The organism is Streptomyces sp. NPDC096132 (assembly GCF_044763345.1).
Classification (GTDB): Bacteria; Actinomycetota; Actinomycetes; order Streptomycetales; family Streptomycetaceae; genus Streptomyces.
In genome coordinates this window covers 1-16,283 of the sequence record NZ_JBIWGA010000001.1, presented here as the reverse complement: position 1 = coordinate 16,283, position 16,283 = coordinate 1, and the positions used below count along the sequence as shown (strand labels likewise).

13 protein-coding genes are annotated in these 16,283 nt (G+C 71.4%); 6 read left to right on the top strand and 7 right to left on the bottom strand.

Annotated elements, in window-relative coordinates; translation table 11 throughout:
- Positions 1-197: 197 nt before the first annotated feature.
- Positions 198-1,409 carry a winged helix-turn-helix domain-containing protein gene (locus tag ACIRF9_RS00065; protein ID WP_403813898.1) on the top strand — a complete coding sequence of 404 codons (1,212 nt, stop codon included), beginning with the start codon at positions 198-200 and terminating at the stop codon, positions 1,407-1,409.
- 6 nt (positions 1,410-1,415) lie between these two features.
- Here ACIRF9_RS00065 and ACIRF9_RS00060 read toward each other — a convergent pair whose 3' ends face one another.
- The 7 genes from ACIRF9_RS00060 to mtnA form a co-directional block, all read right to left on the bottom strand.
- Entirely contained in the window at positions 1,416-2,162 is a 747-nt protein-coding gene (locus tag ACIRF9_RS00060; RefSeq protein ID WP_403813894.1) for a response regulator, read from the bottom strand.
- Positions 2,163-2,368: 206 nt separating this feature from the next.
- The gene (gene hpf / locus ACIRF9_RS00055) at positions 2,369-3,061 is read right to left on the bottom strand and encodes a ribosome hibernation-promoting factor, HPF/YfiA family (RefSeq protein ID WP_055638881.1); all 693 of its coding nucleotides are present in this window, start codon (positions 3,059-3,061) and stop codon (positions 2,369-2,371) included.
- Positions 3,062-3,374: 313 nt separating this feature from the next.
- A complete protein-coding gene (locus ACIRF9_RS00050; RefSeq protein ID WP_403813891.1) occupies positions 3,375-4,364 on the bottom strand; it encodes a ComF family protein in 990 nt (329 codons plus the stop codon).
- A 161-nt stretch (positions 4,365-4,525) separates the two neighbouring features.
- Entirely contained in the window at positions 4,526-6,364 is a 1,839-nt protein-coding gene (locus tag ACIRF9_RS00045; protein ID WP_403813888.1) for an LpqB family beta-propeller domain-containing protein, read from the bottom strand.
- On the bottom strand, positions 6,354-8,444 hold the full coding sequence (gene mtrB / locus ACIRF9_RS00040) for an MtrAB system histidine kinase MtrB (protein WP_403813885.1): 2,091 nt from the start codon (positions 8,442-8,444) through the stop codon (positions 6,354-6,356). Before mtrB ends, ACIRF9_RS00045 begins: the two co-directional genes overlap by 11 nt.
- A 1-nt stretch (position 8,445) precedes the next feature.
- Positions 8,446-9,135 carry a two-component system response regulator MtrA gene (gene mtrA / locus ACIRF9_RS00035; protein WP_187283109.1) on the bottom strand — a complete coding sequence of 230 codons (690 nt, stop codon included), beginning with the start codon at positions 9,133-9,135 and terminating at the stop codon, positions 8,446-8,448.
- Positions 9,136-9,249: 114 nt separating this feature from the next.
- Entirely contained in the window at positions 9,250-10,392 is a 1,143-nt protein-coding gene (mtnA, locus tag ACIRF9_RS00030) for an S-methyl-5-thioribose-1-phosphate isomerase (RefSeq protein ID WP_403813881.1), read from the bottom strand.
- 140 nt (positions 10,393-10,532) lie between these two features.
- Here mtnA and ACIRF9_RS00025 point away from each other — a divergent pair, with 140 nt between their 5' ends.
- From ACIRF9_RS00025 to ACIRF9_RS00005, 5 genes are read left to right on the top strand one after another with little or no spacing between them, the layout of a single operon-like run.
- Complete coding sequence (locus tag ACIRF9_RS00025) at positions 10,533-11,891, top strand: glycerophosphoryl diester phosphodiesterase membrane domain-containing protein (RefSeq protein ID WP_403813878.1); 1,359 nt, start codon at positions 10,533-10,535, stop codon at positions 11,889-11,891.
- Positions 11,892-11,895: 4 nt separating this feature from the next.
- Positions 11,896-12,648 (top strand): DUF4129 domain-containing protein, encoded by a 753-nt coding sequence (locus tag ACIRF9_RS00020; RefSeq protein WP_403813875.1) that lies wholly within the window; start codon positions 11,896-11,898, stop codon positions 12,646-12,648.
- Entirely contained in the window at positions 12,645-13,841 is a 1,197-nt protein-coding gene (locus tag ACIRF9_RS00015) for a DUF4350 domain-containing protein (protein WP_403813873.1), read from the top strand. Before ACIRF9_RS00020 ends, ACIRF9_RS00015 begins: the two co-directional genes overlap by 4 nt.
- Positions 13,841-14,830, top strand: a complete 990-nt coding sequence (locus tag ACIRF9_RS00010; RefSeq protein ID WP_403813870.1) for an AAA family ATPase — start codon at positions 13,841-13,843, stop codon at positions 14,828-14,830. Before ACIRF9_RS00015 ends, ACIRF9_RS00010 begins: the two co-directional genes overlap by 1 nt.
- Positions 14,830-16,140, top strand: a complete 1,311-nt coding sequence (locus ACIRF9_RS00005; protein WP_403813867.1) for a DUF58 domain-containing protein — start codon at positions 14,830-14,832, stop codon at positions 16,138-16,140. Before ACIRF9_RS00010 ends, ACIRF9_RS00005 begins: the two co-directional genes overlap by 1 nt.
- Positions 16,141-16,283 lie beyond the last annotated feature (143 nt).

Sequence of the window (16,283 nt, the reverse complement as noted above, 5' to 3'; positions counted from 1 at the left end):
CTCGGCGCCGCGGGGGCGGGGCGGGGGGCGGGGCGGGCCGGGGGGCGGGCGCCCGCCCCCCCCCCCCCCCCCCCCCCCCCCCCCCCCCGGGACGGGAAGGGCAGGGCCGGCGGGGGCGAAACCCCCCACGCACACCCCCACCGACCAAATCCCCAGCTCACCCCGCACTGTCAGTCCCACCCCCTATCGTGCGCCCCATGACGACCCCGCGCCCCGCCACCGAGCTCTCCGCAGACGAAGCCCGCCGCATCGCTCTCCGCGCCCAGGGCTTCCTCGGCACCCCCGACCGCAAGGCCGGCGTCCGCGGCATCCTCCGCCACCTCGGCGCGGTCCAACTCGACACCATCTCCGTCCTCGCCCGCTCCCACGAACTGATCCCCTACGCCCGCCTGGGCGCAGTGGGCCGCAAGACGGTCGAGAACGCCTACTGGACGACCGACGCCTCCGGCACGTCCCCGGCCCGCCCCCACGCCTTCGAGTACTGGTCGCACGCCGCGTGCATCCTCCCCATCGAGGAATGGCCCCACTTCGCCTTCCGCCGCCGCGCCTACCGCAACCGCCCCCACTGGAACCACGACCTCCCCGAGGGCACCTACGACCAGGTCGTCAAACAGCTCCGCGCCGAAGGCCCCCTCACCGCCACCGAACTGGGCGGCGCGAAGAAGACCAGCGAGTGGTGGGACTGGTCCGGCACCAAGGTCGCCGTCGAACGCGCCCTCATGTACGGCGAGGTGGTCTGCGTGGAGCGCCGCGGCTGGAAGCGCGTCTACGACCTCGCCGAGCGCGCCATCCCGTCCGACCTGCTGCACGACGAACTGGACGACGCCGAATGCCTGCGCCGCCTGGTCCGCCTGGCCGGGCAGTCCCTCGGCGTCGGCACCCGCGCCGACATCGCCGACTACCACCGCCTCAAGGGCGACCAGGTCGACGCGGTGATCGCCGACTCGGGCCTCGTCCCGGTCACGGTGGAGGGCTGGGCCAAACCCGCCTGGGCCGACCCGGAGGCGTTGAACACGCCCGCGCGCGGCCGCCACCGCACCACCCTCCTGTCCCCCTTCGACTCCCTGATCTGGGAGCGGGCACGGACGGAGCGCATCTTCGGCTTCACCCACCGCCTGGAGGCCTACGTCCCCAAGCCCAAGCGGGTCCACGGCTACTTCGCGATGCCCGTCCTGGCCGGCGGCAGGCTCGTCGGCCGCGTGGACCCCGCCCGGGAGGGCCGCACCCTGGTGGCCAGACAGGTCACGCTGGAAAGCCCCAAGGCGGTCCCCGCGGTCGCGGAGGCACTGGTCGAGGCCGCGAGCTGGGTGGACTGCATGGACGTACGAGTGGAACGCGTGGACGCCCCGGAACTGCACGACGCCCTCACCCAAGAGGTGACGCGCGCCTTGATCACCGCCCTGCGCTGAGCGCGGTCAGCGGATCTCGAGGATCTTCTCCCGCATCGCGTACACCACCGCCTCCATCCTGGAGTGCAGCTGCAGCTTCTCCAGGATGTTGCGCACATGGTTCTTCACCGTGTTCTCGGAGATGAACAGCTCCTTGGCGATGTCACGGTTGTTCATCCCCGTGGCCACCAGCTTGAGCACCTCAAGCTCGCGGTCCGTCAGCCGCGGCGCGGGCACCAGCCGGCGCTCGTCGGTCCGCTGGATCATCGACTTGAACTCGGTGAGCAGCTTCGACGCCATCGAGGGACTGATCTGCGACTGCCCGTCGGCCACCGCGCGAATCGCGGTGGCGACCTCGTCCGTCGAGATCTCCTTCAGCAGATAGCCCGTCGCACCCGCCTTGATCGCCTCGTAGAGGTCGGCCTCCTCGTCACTGATCGTCAGCATGATGATCTTCGCGCTGGGGGCCACCTCCTTGATGGAGGTGCACGCCTCGATACCACCGCGCTTGGGCATCCGTACGTCCATCAGCACGATGTCGGGCAGCAGATCGGCCGCCTTGTCCACGGCCTCCGCACCGTCCCCGGCCTCACCGACGACCTGGATGTCCTCCTCGGCCGCGAGCACGATCTCCAGTCCCCGGCGGAACAGGGCGTGGTCGTCCACGACAAGGACTCTGATCGGCTCCTTGCGTGAGGTGCCCGCGTCCGGGCCCATGCCGACGACGCCGTCGTCGGCATCCTCGTCCCGCATCGGTCCGAAGCTGTCCGCCATCGTTCCTCCCCCTGAAGGCTGTGGCCGTGGTCGTGAGCCATCGCCAACCCAAGGCAACGGCCCACCGGTTGGACCGCCCTGGCCATGATTCCATGCCCGGGCGACAACGCGGTGACAGAGCGATGCCCCAAGGGGTCGCACACGGGTGCCCCTGGGGGCGCACACCGCGCTCCAGGGGCACACCGCTCGGCTGTCACCGGCCCGGGTCAGCCACCCAGCGCGCCGCCCGCCTCGGGGGAGTGCGCCTGGGCGACCATCGGGTCCGTGTCGAGATGGATCACGCCGTAGTCGTAGGCGTGGCGCCGGTAGACGACGCTCGGCTGCTTGGTCTCGGAGTCGACGAACAGATAGAAGTCGTGGCCGACCAGTTCCATCTCGTAGAGGGCCTGGTCGAGAGTCATCGGAGCGGCGACGTGGGTCTTCTCGCGGACCACGAGGGGGCCATCGCCCTGCACCTCCAGCGAACCGATCTTCTTGGTCGGCACGCTGTCCGACGCCTCGGCGGGAACGGGGTGTCCGTTGCCGTTGAGCGTCGCCACGCCCGGGACGTGGTCGGGAACCTCTGCCGCGCTGAGCCGGCGTGCGCCGCGGCGCGTGTACCGCTTGTCGTGCTGCTTCCGCAGTTGGGCGTCCAGCTTCTCCGCCGCCAGGTCGAGTGCCGCATACGGGTCGCTGGCCGCGGCCTCCGCCCGGATCACAGGGCCGCGGGAGCGAAGCGTGATCTCCACTCGCTCGCACCGGTCGGCCTGTCGGGGGTTGGGCTCCTTGGACACCTCGACGTCGAGGCTGATCACCTTGCCGTCGAGCTTCTGGATCTTCTCCAGGTTCAGCTTCTCGGCCACGTGCTTGCGGAACCGCTCGGGCACCTCGGTCTTGCGGCCCTTGACGACGATGTCCACGCAGAACTCCGTTCCCGGATCACTCCGCCTCGCTGCGGAGCGTCTCCCTTTTGCACCAGGTTCCGGTGGGCACCGGAACCTCGGACTTGGTGACTTCCACCTCCTCCTCCCCCATGGACGAGATCTACACCCCAGGTGCCACGGATGATTACCGAAACCGCAGCACGGCATTCGGATATGAGAGGTGTGGCCTGCGGCTTTCCCTCACAACCGAACATATCTCGCCCGGACGGATGTCGTCACCCTCTACTACGGCGTACCTCCGTTCAGGTGAATTGACCCTGTCATTACCTGCAACGACGCAAGTTCTCGGTCAGTTCCGGTTTATTCCGAAGGAATCCGGAGGCGCCGCGACCACGGCCGCGCAGAGCACGCCACCACCACGGTCCACGCCCACACCTGCCTCCTTCGTCCCTGACAGCCGTACCCCTCTGCCTTCCCGACTGACACCCGCATACACGGCCGACCCGCCACGACCGTCCCCGAAATCTGCCTCCTCCCACCCCCACTCCCCCACCCCACCATCGCCCCCGCACGCCCGCCCCCGCCGCCCCGCCTCCCCCACCCTCGGAACATGCCCCTCCGCCCGTCCTGCGCACCCCGCCGCCCTCGCCCACCGCACGGCACGCGCCGCCTCCGCGAGCGAAGCCCCCGTCGTCACCAGGTCGTCGACGAGCACCACCGGACCACCGCACAACAACCGCCCGCCCCCGGGCACCACCGCCAGCGCGCCCACCATGTTGTCCAGCCGCTCACGCGAGCCGAGCCCCGCCTGATCGGCCACCACCCGCCGCTGCCGCAGCACCGCAGCCACCCGCACCGACACCCCGGCCCGCCGCAGCTCCCCGGCCGCCGCAAACGCGATACGCCGCGCGGGATCATGCCCACGGGCACGAGTGGCGGCGGGGGCGGAGGGGACGGGGACGAGCAGGATGTTTCCCGGGGGCGGCAGCAGTACGTTCCCGTTCCCAGGGGGCGGGGGCCTCTCCCCCACCCCCTCCTCCCCCAACCCCACCCCCACAGCCCCCGCCAACGCCACCCCCAACGGCCGCGCCAACGCCAGCCCGCCGCGTTCCTTGTGCGCCAGCAGCACGGCCCGTACCTCGTCCGCGTACCGTGCCGCCGCGTGGACGGCGGGCAGTCCGGCCGGCTCCGGCACCGGCCGCACCCGGCACGGCGGGTTCCCGTCGAGCGCGGCACGGCACTGCGGGCAGAGCACTGTGCGGGCCCGTCCGCAGCCCGCGCACTCGGCCGGCAGGACGAGGCCGGCGAGCTCCTGCCACCATCTGCGAACGCCTTCCACGTCCACCACTGTGCCGCGGTGTGAACGGGTCGGCCACCCCTGTGGAAAACCGCCGTGGCCCGCCTGTGGAAAACCGGCCGGTAACTCCGGCCGAAGGCACTCAGGCCGCAAAAAGAAGCAGCTCAGCCCGATAAATCAGATGATCCCGGCCGGGGGAAAGGTCACCCCGGATAAAACGCGACCGAGGCGGTTTCCTTCAGTGTTCGCCAGCCGCTCCCGCCGGGCAGCCACAGCAGCCCGTCCTTGGAGGTCGCGAAGAGGGGGGAATCGCTGTGCTCGGAGGCGGCGATGCTCGTGACCTCGGTGAGGCCGGGCAGGGTTCCGGACTCGGGGATCGAACCATCGCACTGCACGTACTGCACCTGTTCGACTCCGCCGGACTCCTGCCCGACCACCACGAGCCGGCTGTCTCCGGCCCAGGCCACGGCCGTGACCTGCTCCAGTTCGGGTGCCGCGGAGCGCAGTTCCTGGACGGACACGGACGGCTGGTCCCCGCTGCCCGCGGAGCGTTCGATTCGCCCGATGAGCAGGGACTGCTTGCCGTCCTTGTCCACGACGAGCGCGATCCGTACCCCGTCGGCGGCCACCCGTACGGCGTTGATACGGCCGTCCAGTCGCGGGGTGAGCACCTCGATGGGCCGGCCACCGCCCTTCTGCAGCAGGAGTAGCCGGGGGTCGGCGGGGTTGCGGTCGGCCACCCACAGGTCGCCCTGGGCGTCCCAGGTGGGTGTGGTGAGCCGGTCGGCCTCGGTCTTGCCCGTGCTGGTCAGGACGGGTTCGCCGAGGGAGCCGCTGGGCACGGTGGAGGTGACGTAGAGGTTCTTGCCGTCGAGGGCGACTCCGGCGGCGCTGTGCTCGTCGCGGGCCACGGCCACCGCGAGCAGTTGCTTGCTGCCGTCGCCGAACGCGCCCGGGACGGGGTCGGCCTCGGCGTTGCCGCCCGCGCTGGCGGCCATGCGGGCGAGCTGGTGGTGGCCGTCGATGAAGTAGAGGTACTCGGGGTCGGTCTCACTGCCGCGCGCGGCGACGGCCGCGGCCCGTTCCTCGGTGAGGGAGCACAGCTGTCTGCCATCCGCCCGCAGGGCGATCTCGTCGATGATGGGCGTGAGGCTCTGCGCGGTGAACAGCAGTTGCGCGGCCATCTCGTCGCACTTGCTCTGCCCGATGTGGGCCGCCTTGTCGTTGAGCGGCACGGTGAGTTTGTTCTGGTCGTCGGGCGCGAGTGCGGCGACGCCCTTCTTCAGCGCCGCGCCGGTGGGGAAGCTCGAGCGGACGACGGGGCGGAGCCAGCTGGTGGGTCCGTTGAGCAGGGAGCGGACCATCTGGGTCATGGGGTCGATGCGTTCGCGTACGTAGACGGGGTCGGCTACGGCCATGGGCTGCCCGGAGGCGGCGGAGGTGGTGTTGGAGGCGAAGTAGTACTTGTTGACGGACATGTAGTTGCGCTGGAAGTCCGACTTGCCCATGACGACACCCTGGGGGAGGACGTCGATGCGCCACTGTTCGGTCTTCTTGTCGCGGGTGAGGTGGACCGTCTGGTTGTAGCCGCCGGAGGCGGGCGCGTACGACTGCTGCGCGTCCACGGTGGCGACCTTGGTGCCGGTGAGGGTGAAGGAGTAGGAGTCGTCGTTCCCCTCCCGGCCGCCCGGCCTGTCGTTCGCGGTGCCCGGTCCGTCGGCCAGGACGGTGGTGGACCGTTCGGGTTCCCAGTTCTGGGCGGCCTTGGTGGTCAGGTACTGCCGTGCCGTCGAGTAGCTGGGGTCGTCGCTGGTCAGTGCTTCGAGGAAGCCCTGGACGATTTCCGAGGGCGGCGCGTCGTCGCGGGGCGGCATCGCGAATACCCGTACCTGGGTGTCCTGGCGGGGTGTGGACTCGACGCCCCGCAGGTCGCCGCTGTCGGGCATGGAGGCGCACCCGGCGAGCAGTACGACGCCACAGGCGGCGTACGCCACCGCGCGCGCCGGCGTGCGCCGGGCGCTCCCCTCGCGGTCAGCGCCCACGGAATGCCTCCCCTTGTTCGTCCGGGCCCTGCGGTCCGGCGTCCGGCCGGTCCGGGGTGTCGCTGTGTGCCGTGTCCGCCTGTTCCGGAGCGCTCGCGCGGGCGGGGTCGTCCTGGCGGCGGGTGCCCGATGCGGGCCGGGGCACGACGCGCGCGCCGTTGCCGGGCAGTGCGGTCGGGTCGGCCGTGGGCGCCACGGTGGCCATGCGGGGGGTGAGCGGGGCTCGCGCGGACGAGAGCTGTTCTCCGGGCGGCTGCACCGGCACAGTGGCGCTCTTCTCCCCGTTCCGGCCGGCCAGTGCGGGGTCGTCGAGTCCGCGGTTGCGGCGTGAGTCCTTGGGCTCCAGCGGTATCGGCGAGCCTCGCAGCGGCTCGTCCGCGGTCCGCGGCACCGTCAGGCGGAACTGTGAGCCACCGCCGGGTTCGCCCCAGGCCTGCAGCCAGCCGCCGTGCAGCCGTGCGTCCTCCAGGGCGATGGACAGTCCGAGTCCGGTGCCGCCGGTGGTACGCGCGCGTGCGGGGTCGGCGCGCCAGAAGCGGCTGAAGACACGGGTGGCCTCGCCGGGCTTGAGTCCGACACCGTAGTCGCGTACGGCGACCGCGACGGCGCCGCCGGCGGCGGCCAGTTTGACGACGACGTCCTTGCCCTCACCGTGTTCGACGGCGTTGACGACGAGGTTGCGCAGCACGCGCTCCACGCGTCGGGCGTCGGCTTCGGCGACGACGGGCTGCTGGTCGCCGAGGACACGTATCGTCGTGCCCTTGCGGTCGGCCAGGGGCGCGGCCCCGCTGACGACGCGCCGTACGACCTCGCGGAGGTCGATGGGCTCGGCCTCCAGAGCGGCGGCGCCGGCGTCGAAGCGGCTGATCTCCAGCAGGTCGGCGAGCAGCGACTCGAACCGGTCGAGCTGGTCGGCGAGGAGCTCCGCGGACCGCGCGGTGACGGGATCGAAGTCCTCCCGCGCCTCATGGATGACGTCTGCGGCCATCCGCACGGTGGTCAACGGTGTCCGCAGCTCGTGCGAGACATCGGACACGAACCGCCGCTGCATCCGCGACAGGTCCTCCAGTTGCTGGATCTTGAGCTGGAGATTCTGCGCCATCTTGTTGAACGCTTCGCCGAGCCGTGCGATGTCGTCCTCGCCGGTGACCTTCATCCGTTCCTGCAGCCGCCCGGCGGAGAGCCGTTCGGCGATTCCGGCGGCCATCCGTACGGGTGTGACGACCTGCCGCACCACGAGCCAGGCGATCGCGCCGAGGAGTACGACGACGAAGAGCCCGGCAGTCGCGAGGGTGCCCTTGACGAGACTGAGCGACTTCTCCTCCTGGGTGAGCGGGAAGAGGTAGTACAGCTCGTAGGGGTCGCCGTTGGGGTCGTTGAGCTGCTTGCCGATGACGAGGGCCGGCTGGGATTCCTTGTCGTTGCTGTACAGGATGCGGGAGTAGCTCTGGACCGCGCCCGTACTGGTGTTGACGTGGGCGCGCAGTTCCTCGGGGACGCTCTTGTTGGGGTCGACGTAGCCGGAGGCACGCGGCCCGCGGCCGCCGCCACTGTCGTCGCCGGGCGGCAGGGTGACGACGTCGAAGGCGCCCTGGCCGCCACTGGACAGCGACGACACGAGCTCGCTCATCCATTCGATGACGTTCTGCGGGGAGCGCCCGCCCACGGCGTTGCTGTCGTCGGCTCCCGCGCCGGTCGCCTCGTCGGCCTTCTGTTTGGCCACGGCGAACCCACCGGTGGCCTGGCTCTGGGAGGCCTTGACCTTGGCGTCGAGCAGTCCGTTGCGCACCTGCCCGATGACGACGAAGCCCAGCAGCAGGACGACGCCGAGTGACATCAGCAGAGTGGTGACGACGACCTTGAGCTGGATGTTGCGCCGCCACAGCCGCATGACGGGCAGCAGCGGCCTGCGCACCCAGCGCAGCAGCAGGCGCAGGACGGGGCTGCCCTGCATCCCGCCCTGGAGCAGCCCGCCCTCGAGGAGGCGTCCGAAACGTGAACCCATCGTCTTCCGGCCGACAGGCCGCTCCGGTCGGACCCCGGACCGGCCGGGGGCCGAAGCGGCACTGTCCCCGGACATGTCAGCTCGGTCCAGCCTTGTAACCGACGCCACGGACGGTCACCACGATCTCCGGCCGCTCCGGGTCCTTCTCGACCTTGGAGCGCAGCCGCTGGACATGCACGTTGACCAGGCGCGTGTCGGCCGCATGCCGGTAACCCCACACCTGCTCGAGCAGCACCTCGCGTGTGAACACCTGCCACGGCTTGCGCGCCAGCGCCACCAGCAGGTCGAACTCCAGCGGCGTCAGCGCGATCGACTGCCCGTCCCGCTTCACGGAGTGCCCGGCCACGTCGATGACGAGGTCACCGATGGCCAACTGCTCCGGCGCCGGCTCCTCCGACCTGCGCAGCCGCGCCCGGATACGGGCGACAAGCTCCTTCGGCTTGAACGGCTTCACGATGTAGTCGTCGGCGCCGGACTCCAGCCCGACGACCACGTCGACGGTGTCGCTCTTCGCCGTGAGCATCACGATCGGCACGCCGGACTCCGCCCTGATCAGGCGGCACACCTCGATGCCGTCCCGGCCGGGCAGCATCAGGTCCAGCAGCACCAGATCCGGCTTCGCCTCCCGGAACGCGGCCAGCGCCTTGTCGCCGTCGGCTACGAAAGACGGCTCAAAACCTTCACCACGCAGCACGATGCCGAGCATCTCGGCCAGTGCGGTGTCGTCGTCGACGACAAGGACTCGTCCCTTCATAAACGACATCATCCCATTCTCATAACGGTGAAGGTGACGCAGGTGAGAAGCCTCACCGCCCGGTGACGATAGTCGTACTGGACCGTCACTGTCTGCCCTCACCGACAGACTTTGATCTCAAGGGCATCAGGCACCCGCCCCGGAGCGCGCCCGCGCACACAGCTCGGCGAGCCCCTCCGCCGTCACCGGCGACACCGCGCCCTCCTCCGTCACGATCGCCGTCACCAGCTCCGGCGGCGTCACGTCGAACGCCGGGTTGTACGCCTGAGTCCCCAGCGGCGCCACCGGAATCCCCCCTCCCGCTCCCGTCACCGGCACCTGCGGAGCCGTCACCTCGGTCACCTCGAACCCTGGGCGCTGCTCCACCTCGATCGACGCCCCGTTCGGCGTCTCCGGATCCACCGTCGTCACCGGCGCGACCACGACGAACGGCACATGGTGGTACCTCGCGAGCACCGCGAGCGGATAGCTCCCCACCTTGTTCGCCACCGAACCGTCGGCCGCGATCCGGTCCGCCCCGATCAGCACCGCGTCCACCTCCCCCGCCGCGAACAACGAGCCCGCCGCGTTGTCCGTCAGCAGGGTGTACGCCATACCGCTGCGCGCCGCCTCGTACGCCGTCAGCCGGGCGCCCTGCAGCAGCGGCCGCGTCTCGTCCACCCACAGCCGCCGAAGCCGCCCCGTCCGATGCGCGGCCAGCGCCACGGCGAACGCCGTCCCCTCCCCGCCGGACACCAGCGAGCCCGTGTTGCAGTGCGTGAGGATCCGGTGTCCGCCGCCGGGCAGCAGCTCATCCAGGAGCGCCAGTCCGTGCCGGGCCATCCGGGCGCTGGCCTCGGCGTCCTCCCGGTGCAGCTGCCGCGCCGCGGCCAGCGCCGCCAGCGCGCCCTGCGCCGAATCACCTCCCCTGGCGACCTCCGCCCGGTACGCGGCCCGGGCCCGTCGCACGCCGAGGGACAGGTTCACCGCGGTGGGCCGTGCCCCGGCCAGCGACGTGGCCGCCTCGTCCACGTCGAAGCCTCGCGCGGCGGCGAGCGCGACGCCGTACGCCCCGGCGATACCGAGCAGCGGCGCCCCACGCACCGCGAGCGACCGGATCGCCTCCACCAGCGCCGAGGCGTCCGTACAGACCAGTTCGACCTCCTCTGCCGGCAGCCTCGTCTGGTCCAGTAGCACCAGCACGGGGCCTTCGGGCGGCTCCTCCCAGCGGATCGCCGGTATCTCGGCCGGCCGCTTGTCCTCACCGGATTGCGCGTACTGATCAGCCATGCGGTCAGTCTGCCCGTTGTCCGGCGGACAATTGAAGGTGTGCAGCCCCTACCGCGGCCGGTCTCCCCAAGACCGCCCCATGGCACGATGGCTGCCAACCTGCCGCCGCGACCGCGGACGGGCACCGTGAAGGAGCGACGATGAAAGACACTCCGGGCTGGGCCTCGCCCGGATCCGCCCCGTCCGACGGACGGGAGCCCGGCGCGTCCGACCCGGCCGACCGGCCCGCCGAACCGCAGCCCGCGGACCAGCCGGGCCAGAATCCACCGAGCCCCGGCACGAAGTGGTCCGAGGACCAGCCGCCACCCGGCCAGTGGTCCGCGCCCGCAGGCCCCCAGAACCCGGGCCAGACCCCGCCTCCCCCGCCGCCCGGCCCGGGCTGGGGCGACCGACCCGCCGCCGGCCCCGGCGGCTACGGCGGCGCTCCCAACGGCCACCCGGGCTACGGCACCCACCCCGGCTACGGCGGCTACCCCGGCTGGGGCAACGGCTGGGGCGGACCCCCGCCCGCCGCGAAGCCCGGTGTGATCCCGCTCCGCCCGCTCGGCGTGGGCGAGATCCTCGACGGCGCCGTCTCCACCATGCGCACCTACTGGCGCACGGTCCTGGGCATCTCTCTGACCGTCGCGATCGTCACCGAGATCATCGTCGTCCTGCTGCAAGGCCTCGTCCTGGACGGCACCACGGACACCTCCGCCCTCAACGACCCGAGCGCCACCCTCGACGAGCAGACCCGCGCCATGGGTGATCTCCTGCTCAACTCCGGTGTCATCCTCCTGATCACCCTGGTCGGCACCATTTTCGCGACAGCCCTGCTCACGGCCGTCACCAGCCGCGCCGTCCTGGGCAAGCCGGTCACCCTCGGGGACGCCTGGCGCGATGCCCGTCCCCGAGTGCCCAGGCTGTTCGGTCTGATCTTCCTTCTGCTGCTCATCGCGGGCGCCGTGGGCGCCGCCGGCGCTCTGCCGGGCGTCCTCGTGAGCGCGGCCGGAGCCGAGGAGGCAGGCGCCGCGCTCTCGGTGCTGGGCAGCCTCGGCGCAGTCCTCGTCGCCCTGTGGCTGCTGGTCCGCTTCTCCCTCGCCTCGCCCACGCTGATGCTGGAGAAGCAGGGCATCAAGAAGGCGATGAGCCGCTCCGCCAAGCTCGTCCGCGGCTCCTGGTGGCGGGTCTTCGGCATCCAACTGCTGGCCCTGATCATCGCCAACATCGTCGCGACGATCGTCGTCGTCCCCTTCGCCCTCGCCGGCGCCGCACTGAGCGGCAGCGGCATCAGCGGCCTGGTCGACGGCACCGGCGACTACGGCTGGACCTACCTGATCGTCAGCGGGGTAGGCTCGGTGATCGGCTCCATGATCACCTTCCCGATCGCGGCAGGAGTCGTCGTACTCCTTTACATCGACCAGCGCATCCGCCGCGAGGCCCTCGACCTCGAACTGGCCCGCGCCGCCGGCGTCCAGGGCTACGGCTCCCCCGAACCCAGCACCACCCCAGGGAGCTGATGCGGTGAGCCCGACGGGGGAGGTCGTCACCGCCGTACACACCCTGCTGCGCGCGACCGACGGCTCCCTGCTCTCGCAGGCCCGCTCGGACGGCGAACCGCCGTTGACCATCCCCCGCGATCCCGCGCGCGAAGCCGCCCGGCGCGAACTGTCCAAACGCCTGTACCACGAGAACGACCCCAGCCTGCTGCAGCGCGCCCTGAACACCTTCTGGGACTGGATCGGCGACCTGTTCGACACCGCGTCCACCGCCACCCCCGGAGGCACACTCGGCGTACTGGTCGTCATCGCAGCCGTCGTGGCCGTCGTGGGCGCCCTGTGGTGGCGCCTGGGCACCCCCCGCCGCCAACCCACCTCCGCCGCCACCCTGTTCGACGACCGCCCCCGCAACGCCGCCGAACACCGCGCCGCCGCCGAGGCACACGCCGCCCAGGGCCACTGGAACCAGGCCGTCCAGGAACGCATGCGCGCCATTGTCCGCTCCCTCGAGGAACGCGCCCTCCTCGACACCCGCCCCGGCCGTACGGCCGACGAAGCCGCGGCGGAAGCCGGCCGCACCCTCCCCTCCCACACCGACCGACTCCGTACCGCCGCCCACGACTTCGACGACGTGACATACGGCGGCCGCAGAGCGACCGAGCAGGCATACCACCGCATCGCCGAACTCGACCTCGACCTGGAACGCGCCAAACCCCGGCTCACGACGAGCAGCCCCCTCACCACGGCCCCCACCACCCGCCAGGGAGCCGCCGAATGACCACCGAGGCCACGCTCCCCTCCACCTCGGCCTCGCCCACCGCCCGCCACCTGTGGACCCGCACGCGAGGGCTCGCTCTCGCCTTCGCGCTTCTCCTGGCGGGCGCCGTCGCGCTCGCAGCCCTCCAGTCCGACACCCGACACGGCGCCCTCGACCCACGCTCCGCCGACCTCTACGGCAGCCGCGCCGTCGCCGAACTCCTCGCCGAGCGCGGCGTATCCACCCGCGTCGTCACCACCCTCACCGAGGCACGCACCGCCGCAGGCCCCGACACCACCCTTCTCGTCGCGTCCCCCGACCTTCTGACGGAGCGACAGCAGAAGGAACTGCGCTCCATGACTGCCGACTCCGGCGGCCGCACCATCCTCGTCGCCCCCGGCAGCTGGTCCGTGGGCACCCTCGCTCCCGGTGTCACCGCCGACCCCGCCACCAGCCGCGGCGCAGCCCTCGCCCCCGCGTGCGACCTGCCCGCCGCCCAGCGCGCCGGCACCGCCGAAACCGGCGGCATCCGCTACAGCACCCGCCACCTCAACGCCGACGAGTGCTACCCCAGCCGGCGCCTGGCCACCCTGCTGCGCCTCCCGGACACCTCCGGGAACGGCGACACCGTGATCCTCGGCGCGCCCGACATCCTCTACAACACCCGACTCGACCAGGAGGGCAACGCCTCGCTCGCCCTCCAACTCCTCGGCTCCCGCCCCCATCTGACCTGGTACCTCCCCTCGCTCTCCGACACCACCGCCACCGACCCGGACCACCAGAAGGGCTTCTTCGACCTGCTGCCCTCCGGCTGGCTCTGGGGCACCCTGCAACTCTTCGTCGCAGCATCCCTCGCCGCCCTCTGGCGGGCACGCCGACTCGGCCCGCTCGTCCCCGAAAAACTCCCCGTGGCGATCCGGGCCTCCGAAACCGTCGAAGGCCGCGCCCGCCTCTACCGCAAGGCCAACGCCCGCGACCGTGCGGCCGCCGCTCTCCGCTCCACCACCCGCACCCGCCTCGCCCCTCTCGTAGGCGTCCCCGTCACCCAGGCACACGCACCCGAAGCACTCGTCCCCGCCCTGTCCGCCCACCTGCACGGCGACGGACAGCCCCTGCACTCCCTCCTCTTCGGCCCGCCGCCCAGCGACGACACAGCTCTCATCGCACTCGCCGACCAACTCGACGCCCTCGAAAGAGAGGTACGCCGTCCATGATGGACCCGACCACTGACAACGCCGGGAACACCGGGGACCCGGGCCGCGCCCGAGCCTCCCTGGAGGCCCTGCGCGCCGAGATCTCCAAGGCCGTGGTCGGCCAGGACCCCGCCGTGACCGGCCTCGTCGTCGCCCTCCTCTGCCGTGGACACGTTCTCCTAGAAGGAGTCCCCGGAGTGGCCAAAACGTTGCTCGTCCGCGCCCTCGCCTCCGCGCTCGAACTCCACACCAAACGCGTCCAGTTCACCCCCGACCTCATGCCGAGCGACGTCACCGGCTCCCTCGTCTACGACGCCCGCACCGCCGAGTTCTCCTTCCAGCCCGGCCCGGTCTTCACCAACCTCCTCCTCGCCGACGAGATCAACCGCACCCCACCGAAGACCCAGTCCTCCCTCCTCGAAGCGATGGAGGAACGCCAGGTCACCGTCGACGGAACCCCCCGCCCCCTCCCCGACCCGTTCCTCGTCGCCGCGACCCAGAACCCCGTCGAATACGAGGGGACCTACCCCCTCCCCGAAGCCCAACTGGACCGCTTCCTCCTCAAACTGACGATGCCTCTCCCCACCCGCCAGGAAGAGATCGACGTCCTCACCCGCCACGCCGAGGGCTTCGACCCCCGCGACCTCCACGCCGCCGGCGTCCGCCCCGTAGCAGGCCCCGCCGACCTCGAAGCCGCCCGCGCAGCCGTCGCCAAAACCACCATCTCCCCCGAGATCACGGCCTACGTCGTCGACATCTGCCGCGCCACCCGCGAATCCCCCTCCCTCACTCTGGGCGTCTCCCCGCGCGGCGCGACAGCGCTCCTCGCCACCTCCCGCGCCTGGGCATGGCTGACCGGTCGCGACTACGTCATCCCCGACGACGTCAAAGCCCTCGCCCTCCCCACCCTCCGCCACCGCGTCCAACTCCGCCCGGAGGCCGAAATGGAAGGCGTGACGCCCGACTCCGTCATCAACGCGATCCTCGCCCACGTCCCCGTCCCCCGCTGATGGCACTCACCGGACGCGCCGCCCTCCTCGCGGCCCTCGGCTCCCTCCCCGTCGGCATCTGGGAACCCAGCTGGACGGGCATCCTCGCCGTCAACGCACCCCTCGCCCTGGCGTGCGCCTGCGACTACGCCCTGGCAGCCCCCGTACGTCGCCTGCGCCTGACCCGCTCCGGCGACACCTCCGCACGCCTCGGCGAACCCGCAGACGTCACCCTCACCATCACCAACCCCTCGCCCCGGCCCCTGCGCGCCCACCTCCGCGACGCCTGGCCCCCCAGCAGCTGGCAGCCCGGCACAGAACCCGAAGCCTCCCGCCACCACCTGACGATCCCCGCCGGCGAACGCCGCCGCGTCACCACCCGCCTGCGCCCCACCCGCCGAGGCGACCGCGAAGCCGACCGCGTCACCATCCGCTCCTACGGCCCCCTCGGCCTCCTCTCCCGCCAGAGCACCCACAAGGTCCCCTGGACCGTACGCGTCCTGCCCCCCTTCACCAGCCGCAAGCACCTCCCCTCGAAACTCGCCCGCCTCCGAGACCTGGACGGCCGCACCAGCGTCCTGACCCGCGGCGAAGGCACCGAATTCGACAGCCTGCGCGAATACGTCCCCGGCGACGACACCCGCTCCATCGACTGGCGCGCCACAGCCCGCCACTCCACTGTCGCGGTCCGCACCTGGCGCCCCGAACGCGACCGCCACATCCTCCTGGTCCTCGACACCGGCCGCACCTCCGCAGGCCGCGTCGGCGACGCCCCCCGCCTGGACGCCTCCATGGACGCCGCCCTGCTCCTGGCCGCCCTGGCATCCCGCGCCGGCGACCGCGTCGACCTCCTCGCCTACGACCGCCGCGTACGCGCCCTTGTGCAAGGCCGCACCGCACGCGACGTCCTGCCCTCCCTGGTCAACGCAATGGCCACCATCGAACCCGAACTCGTCGAAACAGACGCCCGCACCCTCACCGCCACAGCACTCCGTACGGCCCCCCGCCGCTCGTTGATCGTCCTATTGACCACGCTCGACGCAGCCCCGGTCGAGGAAGGCCTCCTCCCCGTCCTGCCTCAGCTCACCCAACGCCACACACTCCTCGTGGCCTCGGTCGCCGACCCCCACATCGCCCGCATGGCCACATCCCGCGGAAATGCCGAAGCGGTCTACGACGCCGCAGCCGCCGCCCAGGCCCAATCCGAACGCCACCGCACAGCCGAACAACTTCGCCGGCACGGCGTCACAGTCGTCGACGCGACCCCCGACGAACTCGCCCCGGCACTGGCGGATGCGTACCTGGCTCTGAAGGCAGCGGGCCGTCTATGACAAACGATGGGCTCTCGCGCGAGAGCCCGTAAATCCGACCGACCCCTAAACGCAGAAAACCCCCGCACCAGACGGTGCGGGGGTTTCCCGGAATGATTGTTCGGCGGTGTCCTACTCTCCCACAGGGTCCCCCCTGCAGTACC

Bases quoted from the DNA above. Each gene is read 5' to 3' on its own strand.
- ACIRF9_RS00065 (WP_403813898.1), top strand. From the start codon at position 198: ATGACGACCCCGCGCCCCGCCACCGAGCTCTCCGCAGACGAAGCCCGC.
- ACIRF9_RS00060 (WP_403813894.1), bottom strand. From the start codon at position 2,162: ATGGCGGACAGCTTCGGACCGATGCGGGACGAGGATGCCGACGACGGC.
- mtrB (WP_403813885.1), bottom strand. From the start codon at position 8,444: ATGTCCGGGGACAGTGCCGCTTCGGCCCCCGGCCGGTCCGGGGTCCGA.
- mtrA (WP_187283109.1), bottom strand. From the start codon at position 9,135: ATGATGTCGTTTATGAAGGGACGAGTCCTTGTCGTCGACGACGACACC.
- mtnA (WP_403813881.1), bottom strand. From the start codon at position 10,392: ATGGCTGATCAGTACGCGCAATCCGGTGAGGACAAGCGGCCGGCCGAG.
- ACIRF9_RS00025 (WP_403813878.1), top strand. From the start codon at position 10,533: ATGAAAGACACTCCGGGCTGGGCCTCGCCCGGATCCGCCCCGTCCGAC.
- ACIRF9_RS00015 (WP_403813873.1), top strand. From the start codon at position 12,645: ATGACCACCGAGGCCACGCTCCCCTCCACCTCGGCCTCGCCCACCGCC.
- ACIRF9_RS00010 (WP_403813870.1), top strand. From the start codon at position 13,841: ATGGACCCGACCACTGACAACGCCGGGAACACCGGGGACCCGGGCCGC.
- ACIRF9_RS00005 (WP_403813867.1), top strand. From the start codon at position 14,830: ATGGCACTCACCGGACGCGCCGCCCTCCTCGCGGCCCTCGGCTCCCTC.